Annotated in this window: 16 protein-coding genes and 1 riboswitch; of the genes, 5 read left to right on the forward strand and 11 right to left on the reverse strand. The window is 68.4% G+C overall.

Going from position 1 to position 16,317, the window contains the following annotated elements; all coding sequences use genetic code 11:
- Positions 1–119: 119 nt before the first annotated feature.
- Entirely contained in the window at positions 120–533 is a 414-nt protein-coding gene (locus tag IU452_RS29045) for a cold-shock protein (RefSeq protein ID WP_195112588.1), read from the reverse strand.
- Positions 534–711: 178 nt separating this feature from the next.
- Between IU452_RS29045 and IU452_RS29050 the strand changes: the two genes are divergently transcribed.
- The gene (locus IU452_RS29050; protein WP_195112394.1) at positions 712–945 is read left to right on the forward strand and encodes a hypothetical protein; all 234 of its coding nucleotides are present in this window, start codon (positions 712–714) and stop codon (positions 943–945) included.
- A 274-nt stretch (positions 946–1,219) separates the two neighbouring features.
- A riboswitch (cyclic di-AMP (ydaO/yuaA leader) is annotated at positions 1,220–1,389 on the forward strand.
- Between the two features lie 8 nt (positions 1,390–1,397).
- Complete coding sequence (locus IU452_RS29055) at positions 1,398–2,036, forward strand: resuscitation-promoting factor Rpf1 domain-containing protein (RefSeq protein ID WP_195112395.1); 639 nt, start codon at positions 1,398–1,400, stop codon at positions 2,034–2,036.
- A gap of 65 nt (positions 2,037–2,101) precedes the next feature.
- On the opposite strand, the gene IU452_RS29060 is transcribed toward IU452_RS29055, so the two are convergent.
- The gene (locus IU452_RS29060) at positions 2,102–2,290 is read right to left on the reverse strand and encodes a hypothetical protein (protein ID WP_195112396.1); all 189 of its coding nucleotides are present in this window, start codon (positions 2,288–2,290) and stop codon (positions 2,102–2,104) included.
- An 89-nt stretch (positions 2,291–2,379) separates the two neighbouring features.
- Here IU452_RS29060 and IU452_RS29065 point away from each other — a divergent pair, with 89 nt between their 5' ends.
- On the forward strand, positions 2,380–4,776 hold the full coding sequence (locus tag IU452_RS29065; protein WP_195112397.1) for a helicase-associated domain-containing protein: 2,397 nt from the start codon (positions 2,380–2,382) through the stop codon (positions 4,774–4,776).
- A 60-nt stretch (positions 4,777–4,836) separates the two neighbouring features.
- Here the strand turns inward: IU452_RS29065 and IU452_RS29070 are convergent, their stop codons facing one another.
- On the reverse strand, positions 4,837–5,337 hold the full coding sequence (locus IU452_RS29070) for an LppU/SCO3897 family protein (RefSeq protein WP_324192881.1): 501 nt from the start codon (positions 5,335–5,337) through the stop codon (positions 4,837–4,839).
- A 192-nt stretch (positions 5,338–5,529) separates the two neighbouring features.
- Here IU452_RS29070 and IU452_RS29075 point away from each other — a divergent pair, with 192 nt between their 5' ends.
- Entirely contained in the window at positions 5,530–6,369 is an 840-nt protein-coding gene (locus IU452_RS29075; protein WP_195112398.1) for a hypothetical protein, read from the forward strand.
- Positions 6,370–6,377: 8 nt separating this feature from the next.
- Here IU452_RS29075 and IU452_RS29080 read toward each other — a convergent pair whose 3' ends face one another.
- The 5 genes from IU452_RS29080 to IU452_RS29100 all read right to left on the reverse strand — a co-directional run bounded on the left by IU452_RS29080 (position 6,378) and on the right by IU452_RS29100 (position 11,622).
- Positions 6,378–7,787: a M1 family metallopeptidase gene (locus IU452_RS29080; RefSeq protein ID WP_195112399.1), complete on the reverse strand. Its 1,410-nt coding sequence runs from the start codon at positions 7,785–7,787 to the stop codon at positions 6,378–6,380.
- A gap of 81 nt (positions 7,788–7,868) precedes the next feature.
- Positions 7,869–8,507 carry a LysE family translocator gene (locus IU452_RS29085; protein WP_195112400.1) on the reverse strand — a complete coding sequence of 213 codons (639 nt, stop codon included), beginning with the start codon at positions 8,505–8,507 and terminating at the stop codon, positions 7,869–7,871.
- Between the two features lie 52 nt (positions 8,508–8,559).
- Positions 8,560–9,225, reverse strand: coding sequence for a DUF3239 domain-containing protein (locus tag IU452_RS29090; RefSeq protein ID WP_195112401.1), 666 nt, complete (start codon positions 9,223–9,225; stop codon positions 8,560–8,562).
- Positions 9,226–9,264: 39 nt separating this feature from the next.
- The gene (locus IU452_RS29095) at positions 9,265–10,923 is read right to left on the reverse strand and encodes a DNA repair helicase XPB (protein WP_195112402.1); all 1,659 of its coding nucleotides are present in this window, start codon (positions 10,921–10,923) and stop codon (positions 9,265–9,267) included.
- Between the two features lie 114 nt (positions 10,924–11,037).
- Positions 11,038–11,622: a GNAT family N-acetyltransferase gene (locus IU452_RS29100; protein ID WP_416382380.1), complete on the reverse strand. Its 585-nt coding sequence runs from the start codon at positions 11,620–11,622 to the stop codon at positions 11,038–11,040.
- A gap of 59 nt (positions 11,623–11,681) precedes the next feature.
- Here IU452_RS29100 and sigJ point away from each other — a divergent pair, with 59 nt between their 5' ends.
- Complete coding sequence (gene sigJ / locus IU452_RS29105; RefSeq protein WP_195112403.1) at positions 11,682–12,605, forward strand: RNA polymerase sigma factor SigJ; 924 nt, start codon at positions 11,682–11,684, stop codon at positions 12,603–12,605.
- A gap of 3 nt (positions 12,606–12,608) precedes the next feature.
- On the opposite strand, the gene IU452_RS29110 is transcribed toward sigJ, so the two are convergent.
- From IU452_RS29110 to IU452_RS29120, 3 genes are read right to left on the reverse strand one after another with little or no spacing between them, the layout of a single operon-like run.
- Positions 12,609–13,595 (reverse strand): substrate-binding domain-containing protein, encoded by a 987-nt coding sequence (locus tag IU452_RS29110; RefSeq protein ID WP_195112404.1) that lies wholly within the window; start codon positions 13,593–13,595, stop codon positions 12,609–12,611.
- On the reverse strand, positions 13,595–14,686 hold the full coding sequence (locus tag IU452_RS29115; RefSeq protein WP_195112405.1) for an ABC transporter permease: 1,092 nt from the start codon (positions 14,684–14,686) through the stop codon (positions 13,595–13,597). Before IU452_RS29115 ends, IU452_RS29110 begins: the two co-directional genes overlap by 1 nt.
- Positions 14,683–16,284: a sugar ABC transporter ATP-binding protein gene (locus IU452_RS29120; RefSeq protein ID WP_195112406.1), complete on the reverse strand. Its 1,602-nt coding sequence runs from the start codon at positions 16,282–16,284 to the stop codon at positions 14,683–14,685. Before IU452_RS29120 ends, IU452_RS29115 begins: the two co-directional genes overlap by 4 nt.
- Positions 16,285–16,317 lie beyond the last annotated feature (33 nt).

Consider the following 16,317-nt stretch of genomic DNA (forward strand, 5'->3'; position numbering starts at 1 on the left):
AAAAGGAAAGTGGGCGCGCCGGGAAAAGGAAAGTGGGCGCGCCGGGAACGGGAGGGATTACCCACCAGGCCCGGCGCGCCCGAAAATGATTCCCCGGCATGCTCTTCGCCGGGGGGACGTCAGTGGTCGAGTTCGCGGGCGACCCCGCGGACCACCTCGGCGATGCGCTGCGCGGTCTTGCGGTCGGGATACTTGCCCTTGCGCAGGTCCGGCTGCACCTTCGCCTCCAGCAGGTTGATCATGTCCTCGATCATCCCGTGCAGGTCGTCGGGGGTCTTGCGGGGATGGGCGGGAGTTTCCTTGCGTGCCTGGGAACCTCGCACCGAGGGCAGCGGCTCCAGCAGCTTCAGGCTCAGCGCCTGCGGCCCGCGGCGGCCCGCAGCCATCCCGAATTCGACTCGTTGCCCGGGCTTCAGCGCCTCGACACCCTTGGGCAACGCGGACGACCGAACATAGACGTCCTCGCCCTCATCCTGGGAAAGGAAGCCGAAGCCCTTTTCGACGTCGTACCACTTCACCTTGCCGGTCGGCACTGCGCTCACCCGTTCGTCATCGATGCCCGGACCTCCCGGGCACAACCATGGATCCCGGACGTACCCGGAACCTTTACTGCTTGCGAAAAGAACGCGCCCCACAGAGGTATGCAGGACGCGACACCCCGAGTCTACCCCGGTGGCGATCCCCCGAGCACACCAGTTTTACGGTGCAGTAATGCCCGAATCCGCCCCCAACCGCCCGCCCCGCCGCTCCGGTGACCCACTGCTGTTCGTGGCCCTGGGCTTGTTCGCGGTCGGCCTGCTCGCCATCGTCGCCATATTCGCGACGCCCCTCGTGACCGACGGCAGGCCCGCCCTGTGGCTGTACCTGGTGGCGATGGTGGCGACCCCGCTGGGACTGCTGCTCGCGGTGGCCTTCGCGCTCTGGTCCGGACGCCGGACACGGTGATCAACAATCATTTGCCCAGTTCGTTATCCGACCATGCATGTGATCTTCGTCACATAACGAAGGGATAACGAGGGGGTCACGGCCCGTGCTCGTTCGTGACACGCCGCATCCACCTGCACAGACGCCCCTCCGGAAGCCGTTGCGCCAGACAGTGACCCGCTCATACACGCCGGTTACCAAATGGTGATTTTTCGCGGCGATCGTCGTACGGTCTAACGCAGCCGGGAGCAGTCCCGGAACCACCGGCCCGCCGCACCGAGCCTCGCCCCGCGGGTACGGACCCCGACGGAAGCAGGGGCGAGGGCGGGGAACCCAAGTCCCCACGCAGGGAGCGGGAAAGGTCGCAAGACCGATCCCTTGGGGTGAAGTCCCGGGCAACCGGGACCGGACGGCCTCTCAGTCCGAACCCGACAGCTCACCTCGCAGGTGCGTACGAGAGGAAGACACCCGATATGAGTGGACGCCATCGCAAGCCGACCAGTACCGGCCGCACCGTCGCCAAGGTCGCCGTCTCGACAGCGATCATGGGTGGCGCGGGTGTGGCTCTCGCCGGACATGCCGCCGCGGCTCCCGACTCCGATTGGGACAAGCTCGCGCAGTGTGAGTCCGGTGGTAACTGGGCCATCAACACGGGCAACGGTTACCAGGGCGGAGTGCAGTTCTCGCAGAGCACCTGGGCCTCCCACGGCGGTACCGAATACGCCCCTTCGGCCAACCAGGCCACCCGCGAACAGCAGATCGCGGTCGCCGAGCGCGTGCTCGCGACCCAGGGCTGGGGCGCCTGGCCGTCCTGCTCGTCTCGCCTCGGGCTGAGCAGCGCGCCGACCGAGCGCAGCGCACCCGCCCCCGCCACCCAGACCCCTCGCTGGAACCCGGGCCCGCAGGCCGGTGCCGCGCCGCAGGTCCAGGCCGACAGCACCCAGGAAGTGTTCCAGGCCGTGGACAAGGCCGTCGCCGCCGCGCAGTCGCAGGGCGTGCAGCTGCCGAAGGAGGCGCTCGACGCCTACAACGCCTTCAAGTCCAGCGGCGCCAAGCTCGATCCCTCGATCGTCAACTTCTACGAGGCGAACAAGAACGTCCTGCCCAACTGATCGTCCTTCTCTCCGCAGAAGTAAGGCCCCCACACCCGAAGGGTGCGGGGGCCTTATCCGTCGTGTCAGCGGTTGATGACCGTGTGCGGGTGCACGTAGGGCACCTCTTCCGCCGGCACCGGAAACTCGGTGTCCTCGCCGTAGGGCGACAGGCCACCGGAACGAGTCGACGAGAGCTCGGTGACCGCATGGTCGCCGTTGGCCAGCTTCGGCCAGCCGTTGTCGACGTAGGGTTTCTTCGATTTGTTCACCACGGCCTCATTCTGGCACGCCGGCAATCGCACGGCGCGATAGGTAGGCCACAGTCGGGCGCCCTTTTATCGTCCGCCGTAGGCTGGACGGGATGACCACGACCGACGACGCCACCCGGGCCGGGGACGACCGTCCCGCAGGGCAATCCGCCGGTGCCGGAGCGGCCGAAACCACCCTCGCCGACTGGCTCACCACCCGTTCCGACGACGAGCTGGTGACGCTGCTGGAGTTGCGGCCGGATCTGGCGGTCCCGCTGCCCGGATCGATGGCCGTGCTGGCCGCGCGCGCCGAACAGCGGGCCTCGGTCCTGCGCGCCACCGACGAGCTGGACACCCTCGACTTCGCGGTCATCGAAACCCTGGCCGTACACGGCGCGACCTTCCCCGGCCGACGGGCCACCCCGCTGCCGCGCCGACGATTGCACGAGCTGCTCGAGGACCGGGTGCCCACCGCCGCCGTCGACGCGGCCGTGGACCGGCTCACCGCCCGTGCCCTGGCGTGGGGCGAGGACGAGCTGTTCCTCGCCGCGGCGGCCAAGGACGCCCTGCCGTGGCCGCTGGGCAGCATCACCGAGATCCCCGATGCCCTCACCGAACCGGAAATCGTCGCCGCCCTGGCCGAAATCGGTTCCACCGAACGGGCACTGCTGGACAAGCTGGCCACCACCGGCCCGCGCGGGCGCACCCGCGACGCGGCACCCGGCACCTCGCCGGATCGTCCCGTCCAGCGGCTGCTGGCCCGGCGGCTGCTGAACTGGGTCGACGAGGAGACCGTCGAACTGCCGCCCTCGGTGGGCCAGGTGCTGCGCCGCGAACCGGTCACCGATCCGCATGCCCTGGTGCCCCCGCGGCCGGATCCGCAGCGCCACACCGCCACCGACGTCAACGCCGTCGCGGCGGGCGAAGTGGGCGAGCTGCTGCGGCACTGCACCGACATTCTCGAGGTGCTGGGCCAGTCGCCCGCTCCGGCGCTGCGCTCGGGCGGGCTGGGCGTGCGCGAGCTGCGCCGCATCGCCAAGCAGACCGGCATCGATGAGTCGCGAGTGGGGCTGCTCGTCGAGGTACTGGCGGCGGCGCGGCTGCTGGACAAGGGAATTCCCGAACCGCCGCCGGAGGCCGATACCGTCGACGACTTCTGGGCGCCCACCGGATCCACCGACGGCTGGCGGGAGGGCCCGCCCGCGCGACGCTGGACGGTGCTCGCGCACGCCTGGCTGGAACTGGACCGCTTCCCGTGGATGATCGGCCTGCGCGACGCCAACGACAAACCCCTGGCCGCACTGTCGATGGAACTGCGGAATATGCATGCCACCCGCGACCGCCGTGCCGTGCTGGCTCTGCTGGCGGAGTATCCGACCGGCACCGCGCTCTCCCCCGCCGATATCGCGCGCATCCTGGCCTGGCGGCAACCCCGCTGGCGCAGGCACTTTCGCACCGATGCGGTGGAGCAGACGCTGGCGGAGGCGGCCGCGCTCGGCCTCGTCGGCCGCGGCGCCCTCACCTCCGCGGGGCGCGCACTGTTGCACGACGGCGTTTCCGCGTCCGACGGCGAAACTCGCGGCTCCGAGACGAATCTCGGCAATGCCGAGGCCGAAATGGAGGCGGCGCTGCCGGAGCCGGTCGATCACGTACTCCTGCAAGCCGATCTGACCGTGATCGCCCCCGGCCCGCTGGTTCCAGAGCTGCAGAGCCGCATCGCCTTGGTCGCCGATATCGAATCCGCCGGGGCGGCAACGGTTTACCGCATCGGCGAGGCGTCGGTGCGGCGCGCCCTGGACGCCGGGCTGACGGCCGCGGAACTGCATCAGCTGTTCACCGCGCACTCGCGCACCCCGGTTCCGCAGTCGCTGACCTATCTGATCGACGATGTCGCCCGGCGGCACGGGCGGCTGCGCGCCGGGATGGCGCAGTCGTTCGTGCGCAGCGAGGATCCGGCGCTGTTGGCCGAGGTGCTGACCGCTCCGGTCGCCGACCGGCTGGCCCTGCGCGCGGTCGCCCCGACCGTCGCCATCTCGCAGGCCTCGCTCGGCGAGGTGCTCGACCAGCTGCGGGCCTCGGGATTCGCGCCCGCCGGGGAGGATTCCTCCGGCGCGATCGTCGACCTGCGTCCGCGCGGTGCCCGTATTCCGGCGCGTCCGAATGCCCGGCAGGCGTGGCGGCCCACCCCGCCCAGCACCGAGCAGTTGCGGCTGCTGGTCTCCGAGTTGCGGGCCGGGGAGAAGGCGGCGCGGGCACGTCCGGGGCAGGCGGTGCGGTCCGACGGAACCCGCACCGGCACCGCGGCCACCATGGCGCTGCTGCAGTTGGCCGTGCGCGTGCGCCGCCCGGTGCATATCGGCTACGTCGATGCGCAGGGCGTCGCCACCCAGCGCATTGTCGAACCCTTGAAGCTGGCCGGTGGTCAGCTCGACGCATTGGATCCGGTCACCGGGGCCGTCCGGCACTTCACGCTGCACCGCATCGCGTCGGTTGCCTTGGTGGATCAGTGATTCCGGCCAAGAGCGGGCCGGAAACAGAGAAGGGCCTGCCCGTGCTTTTCGCCGGGACCTTCAGGCACGGGGGTTCGCGAAACAGAAGGTGAGCTTGGGCTCGGAGAGGGTCAGGAAGGTCCCGCTCGGGTCGCAGAGGCCTTGATCGCTGGTGCCATCGATACGACGTACCACTCGGACGGTGGCCTCGGCGGAGGCGCAGTCGGCGTGGCTGAATCCGGTCACGGAATCTCGGCGATAGCAGTTGTCCTGCTCGAGATTCGGTGCCAGGCACAGGAAGGCGAGGGTCCGGCCGCCCCGGGTCTCCTCGTAGGAGGAGTACTCGGGGCCGCAGTCCCGCTTCCGGTCCGATGTCGACATCACGGTGTACACGGCCGCGCCGGACGAGCAGTCGACCGGCTCGGCCGCGAGGGTCGACGATTCCCGGCCGACGTCGATGCAGTCACCGACCTCGGCGCGAGCCGTATCGGACTTACCGGCGTCGGTGACGGCCGAACAGCCGGCAACCGTCGTGGCGGCCGCCAGCACGCCGATGAAAGCCCTTCCGGCCCAACCGTTCACGGGGATCAGAAATGCGTACCCCGGAGGGCCCACAGAGCCCACAGACTGTGCTGGACGATGCTCGGCACGAGGGTGTTCAAGAGCTGAATTCCGAGGTAGTTCACAAGCAACCTTTCGCAATTCTGGACGACCGTCCAGGCGTACATCGTGATCTCTGTCGGTATCGTCCGTCCGATCGTTACGCTCTGCAACATGAGGCTCGAAGAGGTCACCCAGCAGCTCTACGGGCTCGATCCCGCGGAGTTCATAGCGGCACGAGATGAGCAGGTCAAGGCGGCCCGCGCCGCCGGAGACAAGGAGTCGGCCACAGCGATCGGCAAGCTGCGCAAACCGACGGTCGCGGCCTGGGCGGTGAACCTGCTGGCCCGCGAGGCGGCCGAGGAGGTGGGCGCGCTGCTCGATCTGGGCGCCGCCCTGCAGGACGCCCAGCGCCGCCTGTCCGGCGACCAGCTGCGCGCCCTCACCACTCAGCGTCAGCAAGTGGTCAATGCCTTGTCGCACAAGGCCGCCCAGCTAGCCTCCGAGCGCGGCCGCGAACTCGGCGAGCCGGTGCTGCGCGAGGTGGGCCAGACGCTGCACGCCGCGTTGGCCGATCCCGATGTGGCCCAACAGGTTCGCGACGGCGTCCTCACCACCGCGGCCAACTACGAGGGTTTCGGCCCGGCGGGCCCGGCCCTGTCGGCCGTGCCGGAGCCGACCACCCGCCGCGAACCGAAGTCCGAACCGAAGCCGAAGCCCGACCGCGCGGCCGCGGCCCGCCAGGAACTCGACGACGCCCTGGAAGCCCTCGAAACCGCCCGCGAGGCAAAGGACTCCGCCCAATCGGACCTGGACCGCCACACCCAGGAGGTCGCCGAACTCGACTCCCGCATCGCCGAACTCCGCGCCGAACTCGACCGTACCGAGGACCGCCGCCGCTTCGCCGCCGCCGCGGAACGCTCCGCTCAGGAGGCCCTGCACAAGGCCGAGCGCCAGCTCGACCGAGTCCAGCGCTGGGTGGACAAGGCCCGTTCCCGCCTTCCGGAGCAGTGACCGGCCGATCAGAGGCGCAGCGAGCCGGGGTAGAGGTATTCGTCCGCCGGTACCGTCCCATGGTCCAGCCAGGCCGCGAAGAAGCCGGTCAGGTCGATTCCGGTTCGCGACTGCACGAACTGGCGGAACTCCGGCATGGAGGCATGGCCGTACGCGCGGGATTGCACGAAATCGCGGGTGGCGCCGAAGAATACGTCGTCGCCGATCAGTCGGCGCAGGGCGTGCAGGAACAGCGGGCCGCGGTAGTACACGCTGGTGAACTCGTCACCTGCGCCGGGATTCTGCAATGGGATCTGCCAGAATTCAGCATCGTCACGGTATTTCGCGACGGTCTCGCGGTACATCGCGTCGACGTCGGTGCCCTCCGTTCGTTCCGGCCACAGGTAGTCGGCGGTGTAGCTGGCGAAGCATTCGTTCAGGCAGATGTCCGACCACTGCTTCACCGACATCGAGTCGCCCCACCACTGGTGAGCGTTTTCGTGGACCACGGTATCGAGGTCGGTCCACGGAGCGTAGATCGGCCGGGTCTGAGTCTCCAGGGAGAACTTCAGATCGGTGTCCACATAGATGCCGCCGGCGCTCTCGAACGGGTAAGGGCCGTAGAGGGATTCGAGGAAGTCCAACACCTCGGGCAGACGCTGCTCGAGGGCCTTGTCCTTGGCGGCCTCGGGGGCGAAGGCACTGATCAACGGGGTGCCGTTGGCGCGGCGCTGTTCGAGGTAGTCGAAGTGATCGATGGCGACGGTGGTCAGATACCCCAGCGTCGGATGCTTCGACGCCCATTCGACGGTGCGGTTGGGCCCGTCGACGTCGTCAAGCACCTTCACGCCGTTCGAGACCACCTGCCACTCTTGGGGAACCGTGACGTGCAGATCGAAAGTCGCCTTGTCCGAGACGGTGTCGTTGAGCGGATACCAGGTGGTGGCCGAATGCGGTTCTCCCGCGGCGAAAGCCCCGCCGCTGGGTGAGTACGTCCAGCCTTCGCCCTGGCTGTCCGCTGCGATGCCCGCATACTCGACGGTCACCGTGAACGGCAGGCCGGGCAGCACCGGCAGCGCGGGGGTGACGCTCACCTTGTGCGCACCATGACGAACGAATCCGGCGGGAAGATTGTTCACCGTCACCTTCTGCACATCCGGTCCGGCGAAATCGAGATCGAACATGCGCAGGGCCTGCGTCGCCACCGCATTCAGTCGCGCGGTCCCGGCCAGATGATGGCTGGGCGGATCGTAAGTGATGGCCACGTCGTAGTGCTCGACCTGATAGCCGCCGTTGCCGTCGTCGGGATAGTAGGGGTCACCCAGACCCGAGGAGCCGACGAACGGATCGGCGAACGGCTGAGCCTGCGCGGGCAGGGCGACAGCGCCCGTGACGAGCACGGCGGCAACCAAGCCACGCGACCAGGTGCGAATACTCATGCGACGAGCCACCCCTTCCGGCGTCCGAACCAGGGCCGATGCTAACCCGGACATAACGCCCGGGCGGTGGCGGCTCGCCCGTCAGGAATTGTTGCCGGAGATGGCCACGCTCGCTCCGAGGCCGATGATCATCAGCCCACCGGCCCCGCCGACGGCCTCCAACCGCCGCGGCGACCGCGCGAACCAGTCGCGGGCGGTCCCGGCCAGCAGCCCCCACGCGCTGTCGGATACCAGCGCCATGGCCAGGAAGGTCCAGCCCAGGATCAGCAGCTGCACGGTCACCGCACCGTGCGCGGGCTCGATGAACTGAGGGAGGACCGCCGAGAAGAAGATGATCGCCTTCGGATTGCTCACCCCGACGATGAAGCCCTGCCGGAACACCCGCCGATGCTGGGCCGGGTCGGGGCGGGAATCCAGTGCCGACCGCAGCGACCGCCGCTCCCGGATGGCCTGCAGACCGATGTACATCAGATAGAGCGCACCGCCGAATTTGACGATGGTCAGCGCCGTCGACGAGGCCGCCACCAGCGCACCCAGTCCGGCCGCGACCAGGGTCAGCACCACCGAAACACCGAGACAGTGCCCGAGCACCGACACCAGCGCCGCCCGCTTACCGTCGGTGAGCGCGCGACCGATGGTGAACAGGACGCCGGGGCCCGGGATAACGATGATGATCGTCGCGGCCACCAGGAACGCCAGAAAGTCTGTGGCGGATATCACCGAATCAGTCTACGAGCGGTTCGATCTCGGACCGCCCCCGCAAAAGTCGGGGCTAGCCTCGCAGTCCCTCCGGCAACTGCTGCGGATCCAGCAGCAGCCGTTTGGAATCGGATCGCAGCACCTTCGAGGCCAGGGTCAGATTGTCGGCCAGCAGCTTCCATTCCCCCTCGCTGATGGCGGCGCGTGCGCGCTCGATCACGCTCGCGTCCTGCGTCCCCCAGGCGATCGGCATCGCGGTGACCGACTGGCGCAGGCCTCCCACCGAGGTCGGCGCCCGGTCGGCACGCACGGTGACCGACGGCACCTGCTCCCCCGGCCAGCTCTTGTGCCCGGGCAGCGCCCGCACCACCCGGGTGATCAGCGCATAGCGCGGATCGGCGCCCGGCTTGGCGAGGTTCACCAGCGCCAGCAGGGTCACCCCCTTCGGATGTTTGTCCGACACCACCGCCGGAACCAGCTCACCCTCGGCGTACAGCTTCTCGATGCGCGAGCGGTACGGCGTCCACAGCGCCACGAACAACGCGGTGATCGTGCCCAGGGCGAACGCGACGGCCATCAGGAACGAGTACGGATGGTTCAACCAGATCAGGCCCGCGGTGCCCAGCCCGAGCACGCTCGCCGCGACGAGGGCCAGCAAGCGCAGCCGCCGGATGTCGGCGACGACTTCGTTCACCGCCCGGGCATGCGCGCGGTCCACCGCGAATTCGAAGCGTCGCACGTCTCATTCCTAACACGTTTGTGGAGGCAATTCCTCCATTTACCCGATCGTCGGCCCGAGCAGGTCATCCGCATCGGTGATGCGATAGGCATACCCCTGCTCGGCGAGGAAACGCTGCCGGTGTGCGGCGTATTCGGCGTCCAGGGTGTCACGGGCGACGACGGAATAGAAGTGTGCTTGGCCGCCATCGTGTTTGGGCCGCAGCAGCCGGCCCAAGCGCTGTGCCTCCTCCTGACGCGACCCGAAGGTTCCCGAAACCTGGACCGCCACAGACGCTTCCGGCAGATCGATGGAGAAGTTGGCGACCTTGCTCACCACCAGGACCGGGATCTCACCGCGGCGGAAGGCGTCGAACAGCTCCTCGCGCTCCTTGGTCCGGGTCGAACCCTGGATGATCGGCGCGTTCAGATGCTCGCCCAACTCGTCGAGCTGGTCCAGATAGGCGCCGATCACCAGGCATTGGGAATCCTTGTGCCGGGCCAGGATCGACTCCACCACCGGCAGTTTGGTGCGGGCCGTGGAGCACAGCTTGTAGCGCTCGTCCGGTTCGGCGGTGGCGTAGGTCATGCGCTCGGCATCGGTGAGGGTCACCCGCACCTCGATGCAGTCGGCCGGGGCGATCCAGCCCTGCGCCTCGATGTCCTTCCACGGGGCGTCGTAGCGCTTCGGGCCGATCAGCGAGAACACGTCGCCCTCGCGGCCGTCCTCGCGCACCAGCGTCGCGGTCAGGCCCAGGCGGCGACGCGACTGCAGATCCGCGGTCATCCGGAAGACCGGGGCGGGCAGCAGATGCACCTCGTCGTAGATGACCAGGCCCCAATCCCGGCTGTCGAACAGTTCCAGATGCCGGTACTCGCCCTTGGTCTTGCGCGTGATCACCTGGTAGGTCGCGATGGTGACCGGGCGGATCTCCTTGCGCTCGCCGGAGTACTCGCCGATCTCGTCTTCGGTCAGCGACGTGCGCGCCAGCAGCTCGCGCTTCCACTGCCGGCCGGCGACGGTATTGGTGACCAGGATCAGCGTGGTCGCCTGTGCCTTGGCCATGGCCGCGGCGCCGACCATCGTCTTGCCCGCGCCACACGGCAGCACCACCACACCCGAACCACCGGCCCAGAACGAGTCGGTCGCCATCTCCTGGTAGTCGCGCAGATGCCATTCGTGGGTGGTGAAGTCCAGCTCGATCGGATGGGCCTCGCCGTCGACATAGCCCGCCAGGTCCTCGGCCGGCCAGCCGATCTTGAGCAGCATCTGCTTGATCCGGCCGCGCTCCGACGGGTGCACCACCACCGTGTCGTCGTCGATGCGCGCGCCCAGCATCGGCTGAATCTTCTTGTGCCGCAACACCTCTTCCAGCACGGCCCGATCCAGGCTGACCAGCACCAGCCCGTGCGCGGGATGTTTGACCAGTTGCAGGCGGCCATAGCGGGCCATGGTGTCGACGATGTCGACCAGCAGCGGCTGCGGCACCGCATACCGCGAGTAGGTGACCAGCGCATCGACCACCTGCTCGGCATCGTGCCCCGCCGCCCGCGCATTCCACAGCGCCAGCGGCGTCACCCGATACGTATGCACATGCTCGGGCGCCCGTTCCAACTCCGCGAACGGCGCAATGGCCTGCCGCGCCCCATCCGCCTGCTCATGCTCGACCTCGAGCAGCAGCGTCTTGTCACTTTGGACGATGAGCGGTCCGTCGGTCACGGCACCTCCTCCAGGTTGCGGGCCGCTGTCCATTGTTCCCGACGCCACCGACAGGCACCGTGTGAGCTGCGTCGTTGTTCGCTGCGAGCAGAGCCTACGAGGCGGATCGGCAGGTCAGAGGCCGGGGGGCCAGGTGGCCGGGCCGGGTGGGTCGGTGGCCAGGCGGGAGGCTATCCAGCAGTCGCGGCGGATGCCGCGCTGGAGGTTGCCCAGGCGCAGCAGGCCCTCGTAGTGGAAGCCGGCGCGGCGGGCCACGGCGGCGGAGGCGTGGTTGCCCACGATGGCGCGCCATTCGATGCGGATCAGGGCCAGGCCGTCGGGGCGGAAGCCGAAATCGCAGACGAGCCGCGTCGCGCGGGTCGCCAGGCCGCGGCCGCGGGCCTGCGAACTCACCCAGTAGCCGATTTCGGCGGCGGTGGGGTCGTCCTTGTCCCTCGACGACAGACCGACCATGCCGACGGCCGGACCGTCCTCGGCCGTGCGCACCGCCCAGGTCGGGCTGCGCCCGGCCCAGCCGACGACCACGAATTCGGCCATGAACATGTCGAACTGTTCGCGGTGATAGGGCACCGGGATCGTGGTCCATTCTCCGATGGAGGGCTCCTGACAGCACTCGATGATGCGGTCGGCGTCGGCCTCGGTCGGCCGCGACAGCCACACCGTGCCGTCGGTCAGCGCGCAGGAGTCCATGCGCGCCATGTTGTCACGGGGACTCCCGGTCGACCCAGCCGTTTTCCGGCGACCGTAGAATCCGGACAATGGTTGCCGCTCTGCTCGCCGATCTGTTCGAATCTCATCGGGCGCACCTGTTGTCGGTCGCCTATCGGCTGACCGGCAGCGTCACCGATGCCGAGGATGCGGTGCAGGAGAGCTGGCTGCGGCTGGCGACCGCCCGGCAGTCGGAGATCGAGGATCTGCGGGCCTGGCTGACCACGGTGGTGAGCCGGATCTGCCTGGACCGGTTGCGCAGTGCCGCGTCCCGGCGGGAAAGCTATGTCGGGCAATGGCTCCCGGAGCCGGTGGTGTCGGCCCGGACGCCGTCGAGCATGCCGGATCCGCTGGAGGCCGTGGTCCGCAAACAGGATTTCCGGCTCGCCGCGCTGGTGGTCCTGGACACCCTGACCCCACCGCAGCGGGTGGCGTTCGTGCTGCACGACGGATTCGGGGTGCCGTTCGACGAGATCGCCGAGATCCTCGGCGTCTCGGCCGAGGCGGCGCGGCAGTCGGCCGCCCGGGCCCGCAAGGCGGTGGCGCGCACCCCCGAACCGGCTCGCCACGAGGAGCATCTCGCCGCGGTGCAGCGCTTGATGGACGCGATGGCCACCGGCAGTGTCGAGGCCATCGTGGCCGCCCTGCACCCGGATGCCGTCTTCGTCTCCGACGCCGGTGGCACGACCCGCACCGTGCTCAACACCGTGGTGGGCGCCGAGCGCATCGGCCGCCTGGTGGTGGGCCTGCTGAACAAGTACCGCATGGACCTGTCCGAGCCCGGCGCCCTCGAGTACGAATTCGTCAGCGTGAACGGGGAACTCGGCCTGCTACTGCACGAGCGCGCGCCGCGCGACGGCGTCCCGGGGTCGCCCGCCCGCATCCTCGGATTCACCGTCCGCGACGGAGCGGTCTGGGCCGCTTACGATCTGGTGAATCCGGCGAAGCTGCGGGGCGTGCGGGTTCCGTACTGACGCCTACCCGCCGACCTTGCCGGACATGTCGTACTGCTGATACAGCTGCGCGGCATTCTCCTTGGTCACCTGCGTGGTGGGCAGGATCTGCTTCTTTTCCACCGGCTGTTTGCGCAGCAGCTTGACCAGCGTGTCGACCGCCTGTTCGGCGCAGGTCGGATAGACGAAGGTGGTCAGCAGCTGGCCGTTCTGGACCGCCCGGATACCGCCGGTCGGAATGGCCAGCCCGTCGATGCCGATGATCTGGATCGTCCCGGCCCTGCCCGCACCCTGAATGGCCAGGTGGGCGCCGAGGGCCATATCGTCGTTGTGGGCGTATACCAGGTCGATCGCGGTCCCCTTCGACAGCCACTGCTGCATGATCGCGGTGGCATTCGCCTTGAGCCACTTGGCTTCCTGCTGCTCGACGATGGTGATGTTGCGGCCGGCGATGGCGTCCCGGAAGCCCTGGGCCCGATCGATCTGGGGCTGCGAGGACAGGATGCCGCGCAGCTCGACGACATTGCCGCCGTTCGGAAGCGCCGCCACCGCCGCCTCACCCGCGAGCTTTCCGATGGTGTAGTTGTCACCGCCGATGAAGGCGGAATAGCAGTCGGTGTTGACCGTGCGATCCAGGATGATGACCGGGATGCCCGCGGCGCACGCCTGCTGCACCGCCGCCGTCAGCGGCGCGGGCTCGTTGGGCGAGACGATCAGCGCATCGACCTTCTGCTGCACGAAGTTCTGCACCTGGCTCACCTGGGTGGCGCTGTCCTGATGCGCATCGGTGATCGGCAGCAGCTTCAGGTCCGGGTGCTGTTTGGCGTAGTACTGCAGCTGCAGATTCAGTTGCGCCCGATAGGGTTCGGCATTGTTGGACTGGGAGTACCCGACGACGAACTGTTTACCGTCTCCGTCGGGACTCGGCGGATTGGCCGCACAGGCGGACCCGAGCACGGCCGCGGCGCACAACGCTGTCGCGGTAAGGGTGAAACGACGAAGTATCGACATTACTTGCTCCTGAACGAGATTCGGGCCAGCGGCTCGACGAGCCGGCGGAAGAATTCGGGTTGCTGCAGCACCACGGCGACCACCACGATCAGGCCCTTGATGATCAGCTGCGCGTTGGTGCTGACCGCGTTGAGCCCCAGGACGTTGTCGAGCAGCGTGAGAATCAGCGCGCCGACGAAGGTGCCGGTGATGGCGCCCCGCCCACCGGCCAGGCTGGCGCCGCCGATCACCGCGGCGGCAATGGCATCCAACTCGTATCCGGTGCCCGCCAAGGGATCCGCGGACGCGCTGTAGGCGGCATCGATCGAACCGGCGAACCCGGCGAGCATGCCGGACAGGGTGAACACCGCCACCACTACCAGCGTGACATTGACGCCGGACAGCCTTGCCGCCGTGGGGTTCCCGCCCACCGCGTAGATGTGCCTGCCGAACCGCGTCTTGGTCAGTATGAGTTGGAAGACGATACAGACCACGATGAAGGCCAGCACCGGATAGGCGATCCCGGCGGTGCCGACCAGCGGCAGCCACGTCCCCTGGAACAGGGTGTGTCCGGGGGTGCCGAGCAGCGCGAATTGTTCGGCGCGCGGCGTCAGCTGCCCGCTCTCGTCCAGGACCGCCGTGCCGACGGCGACATTGTCGGAGATCTGCCGGTCGATGCCGCGCACGATCGACAGCATGGCCAGCGTCATGACGAACGACTGGATCCGCAGCACCGTGGTGCCCAGGCCGTTGCACAGGCCGAAGAAGGCCCCCACCGCCGCGCAGGCCGGAACGATCAGCCAGGGACTCAGATCCTGATGTACCAGCAGCATCGCCGCCGTCATCGAGCCGATGCCCAGGATCGATCCCACCGACAGATCGATGCCCGCGGTCAGGATGACCAGGGTGACGCCCACGGCGAGGATGCCGCGCGAGGAGAACGCCGCGATGGCATTGGTGAGATTGGCCTGATTCCAGAAGTACTGGCCCTTGGTGGCGATGCCGACGGCGATCACCAGGAGCAGGCCGATATAGCCTTGGGTGGCACCGAGATACGGCAGCAATCGGCTCAGGCGGGTGCGTATCCCCGCGGGTACGGCTTCGTCGGTCATGGTCCGTCCTGGAGATCTGCCGCGGGGGTGGGTCGAGTGGTGGCGGCCCGTGCCATCGCCGCCGCGAGAATCGCTTCCTGTTCGAATGGAGCGCCACGGGCCGGATCGCGATGGAATTCACCGGTGATCCGCCCCTCGCACAGCACCAGAATGCGGTCGCACATGCCGATCAGCTCGGGTAGTTCCGACGACACCGCGACGATCGCGGCACCGGCCTCGGCCAACCGATCCATCAGGGCATGGATCTCCGCCTTGGCGCCGACGTCGATCCCGCGGGTCGGCTCGTCCACGAGCAAGACCGACGGACGAGTGAGCAGGCATTTGGCCAGGACCACCTTCTGCTGGTTCCCGCCCGAGAGGGTCCCGACCGCAGTCGACAGAGACGCGGCCTTCACCCGCAGATCGGTCAGCTGCTGCGCAACCTCGGTGCGTTCCCGGCGCGCATCCACCGTCCGCCACGGCCGCAGGAAACGGCGCAGCGCCGCCAGGGAGGCATTGAACCGAACAGTGTTGTCCAGCACCAGACTCTGCGCCTTGCGATCCTCGGCAACCAGTGCGAGGCCGCGGGTGATGGCGTGGCGCGGGCTGTGCGGCCGATAGGGTCGCCCGTTCAGCTCGATCGTGCCGGTCACGCCGGGACCGGCACCGTAGAGCGCCTCGAGGGCCTCGCTGCGCCCGGCGCCCATCAGACCGGCCAATCCGACGATCTCTCCGGCCGACACCTCGAACGAAATATCCTGCAGCGCGACGGCATCGCTCCCGGTCGGCGGCATGGTCGACAACCCGTCCACCCGCAGGCGGGTCCGACCGCCCGAATGTTGTTCGGGCCGACGTATATACAGCTCACCGAGCGGGCGGCCCACCATGAGCTGGATGAGTTCACCGCGAGCGGTCGATTTCATCGGGCGCTGTCCCACCCGTGCCCCATCGCGCAGCACCATCACCGTCTCGGCGATCTGCGCCAGTTCCTCGATGCGATGCGAGATGTAGACCACGCCTACCCCTCGGGCGCTGAGCGTGCGGATCACGGTGAACAGCCGCTGCGCCTCGGATTCGGTGAGTGCGGAGGTCGGCTCGTCCATCACCAGCACCTTCAGCCGGTGGTTGAGCGCCTTGGCGACCTCGATGAGCTGCTGTTCGGCCAACCGGCACAACCGCACCGGCCGCCGCGGCGGCAACCGCAGACCGACCCGGGCCAGCAGCTCGCGGGTCCGGGCATCCATGGCCTTGCGATCCAGGGTGCCGCGCGCGGTGCGTAACTCCTGGCCCAGGAACAGGTTGTCCGCGATGGACAGCTCCGGCACCAGGTTCAGTTCCTGATGAATCATCGCGACACCGTGCCGCGCGGCATCCTTGGGTGAGCGCAGATGCACTGCGCTGCCGTCGATCTCGATGTTGCCGTCGTCGGGCGGGAACACCCCGGCGAGAATGTTCATCAGCGTGGACTTGCCCGCGCCGTTCTCGCCGAGCAGCGCCAGCACCTCACCGCGGCGCAGTGTCAGGTCTACCCCTCGTAAGGCCTGAACACCCGGAAAGCCCTTGGTGATACCGCTCATGGTGAGCAGCACCGTGCGTTCCTCGGTCTCGGTGCCGGTCATCTCTTCCTCGCAAAGCCGCTGTGGTGCAGTCCC

The sequence above is a fragment of the Nocardia transvalensis genome (assembly GCF_015477765.1).
GTDB classification, from domain to species: Bacteria; Actinomycetota; Actinomycetes; order Mycobacteriales; family Mycobacteriaceae; genus Nocardia; species Nocardia transvalensis_A.

What these genes read in the sequence shown, in the direction of transcription:
- IU452_RS29065 (WP_195112397.1), top strand. Translation starts at nt 2,380, where the DNA reads ATGACCACGACCGACGACGCCACCCGGGCCGGGGACGACCGTCCCGCA.
- IU452_RS29115 (WP_195112405.1), bottom strand. Translation starts at nt 14,686, where the DNA reads ATGACCGACGAAGCCGTACCCGCGGGGATACGCACCCGCCTGAGCCGA.
- IU452_RS29100 (WP_416382380.1), bottom strand. Translation starts at nt 11,622, where the DNA reads ATGGCGCGCATGGACTCCTGCGCGCTGACCGACGGCACGGTGTGGCTG.
- IU452_RS29080 (WP_195112399.1), bottom strand. Translation starts at nt 7,787, where the DNA reads ATGAGTATTCGCACCTGGTCGCGTGGCTTGGTTGCCGCCGTGCTCGTC.
- IU452_RS29120 (WP_195112406.1), bottom strand. Translation starts at nt 16,284, where the DNA reads ATGACCGGCACCGAGACCGAGGAACGCACGGTGCTGCTCACCATGAGC.
- IU452_RS29110 (WP_195112404.1), bottom strand. Translation starts at nt 13,595, where the DNA reads ATGTCGATACTTCGTCGTTTCACCCTTACCGCGACAGCGTTGTGCGCC.
- IU452_RS29055 (WP_195112395.1), top strand. Translation starts at nt 1,398, where the DNA reads ATGAGTGGACGCCATCGCAAGCCGACCAGTACCGGCCGCACCGTCGCC.
- IU452_RS29050 (WP_195112394.1), top strand. Translation starts at nt 712, where the DNA reads ATGCCCGAATCCGCCCCCAACCGCCCGCCCCGCCGCTCCGGTGACCCA.
- IU452_RS29075 (WP_195112398.1), top strand. Translation starts at nt 5,530, where the DNA reads ATGAGGCTCGAAGAGGTCACCCAGCAGCTCTACGGGCTCGATCCCGCG.
- sigJ (WP_195112403.1), top strand. Translation starts at nt 11,682, where the DNA reads ATGGTTGCCGCTCTGCTCGCCGATCTGTTCGAATCTCATCGGGCGCAC.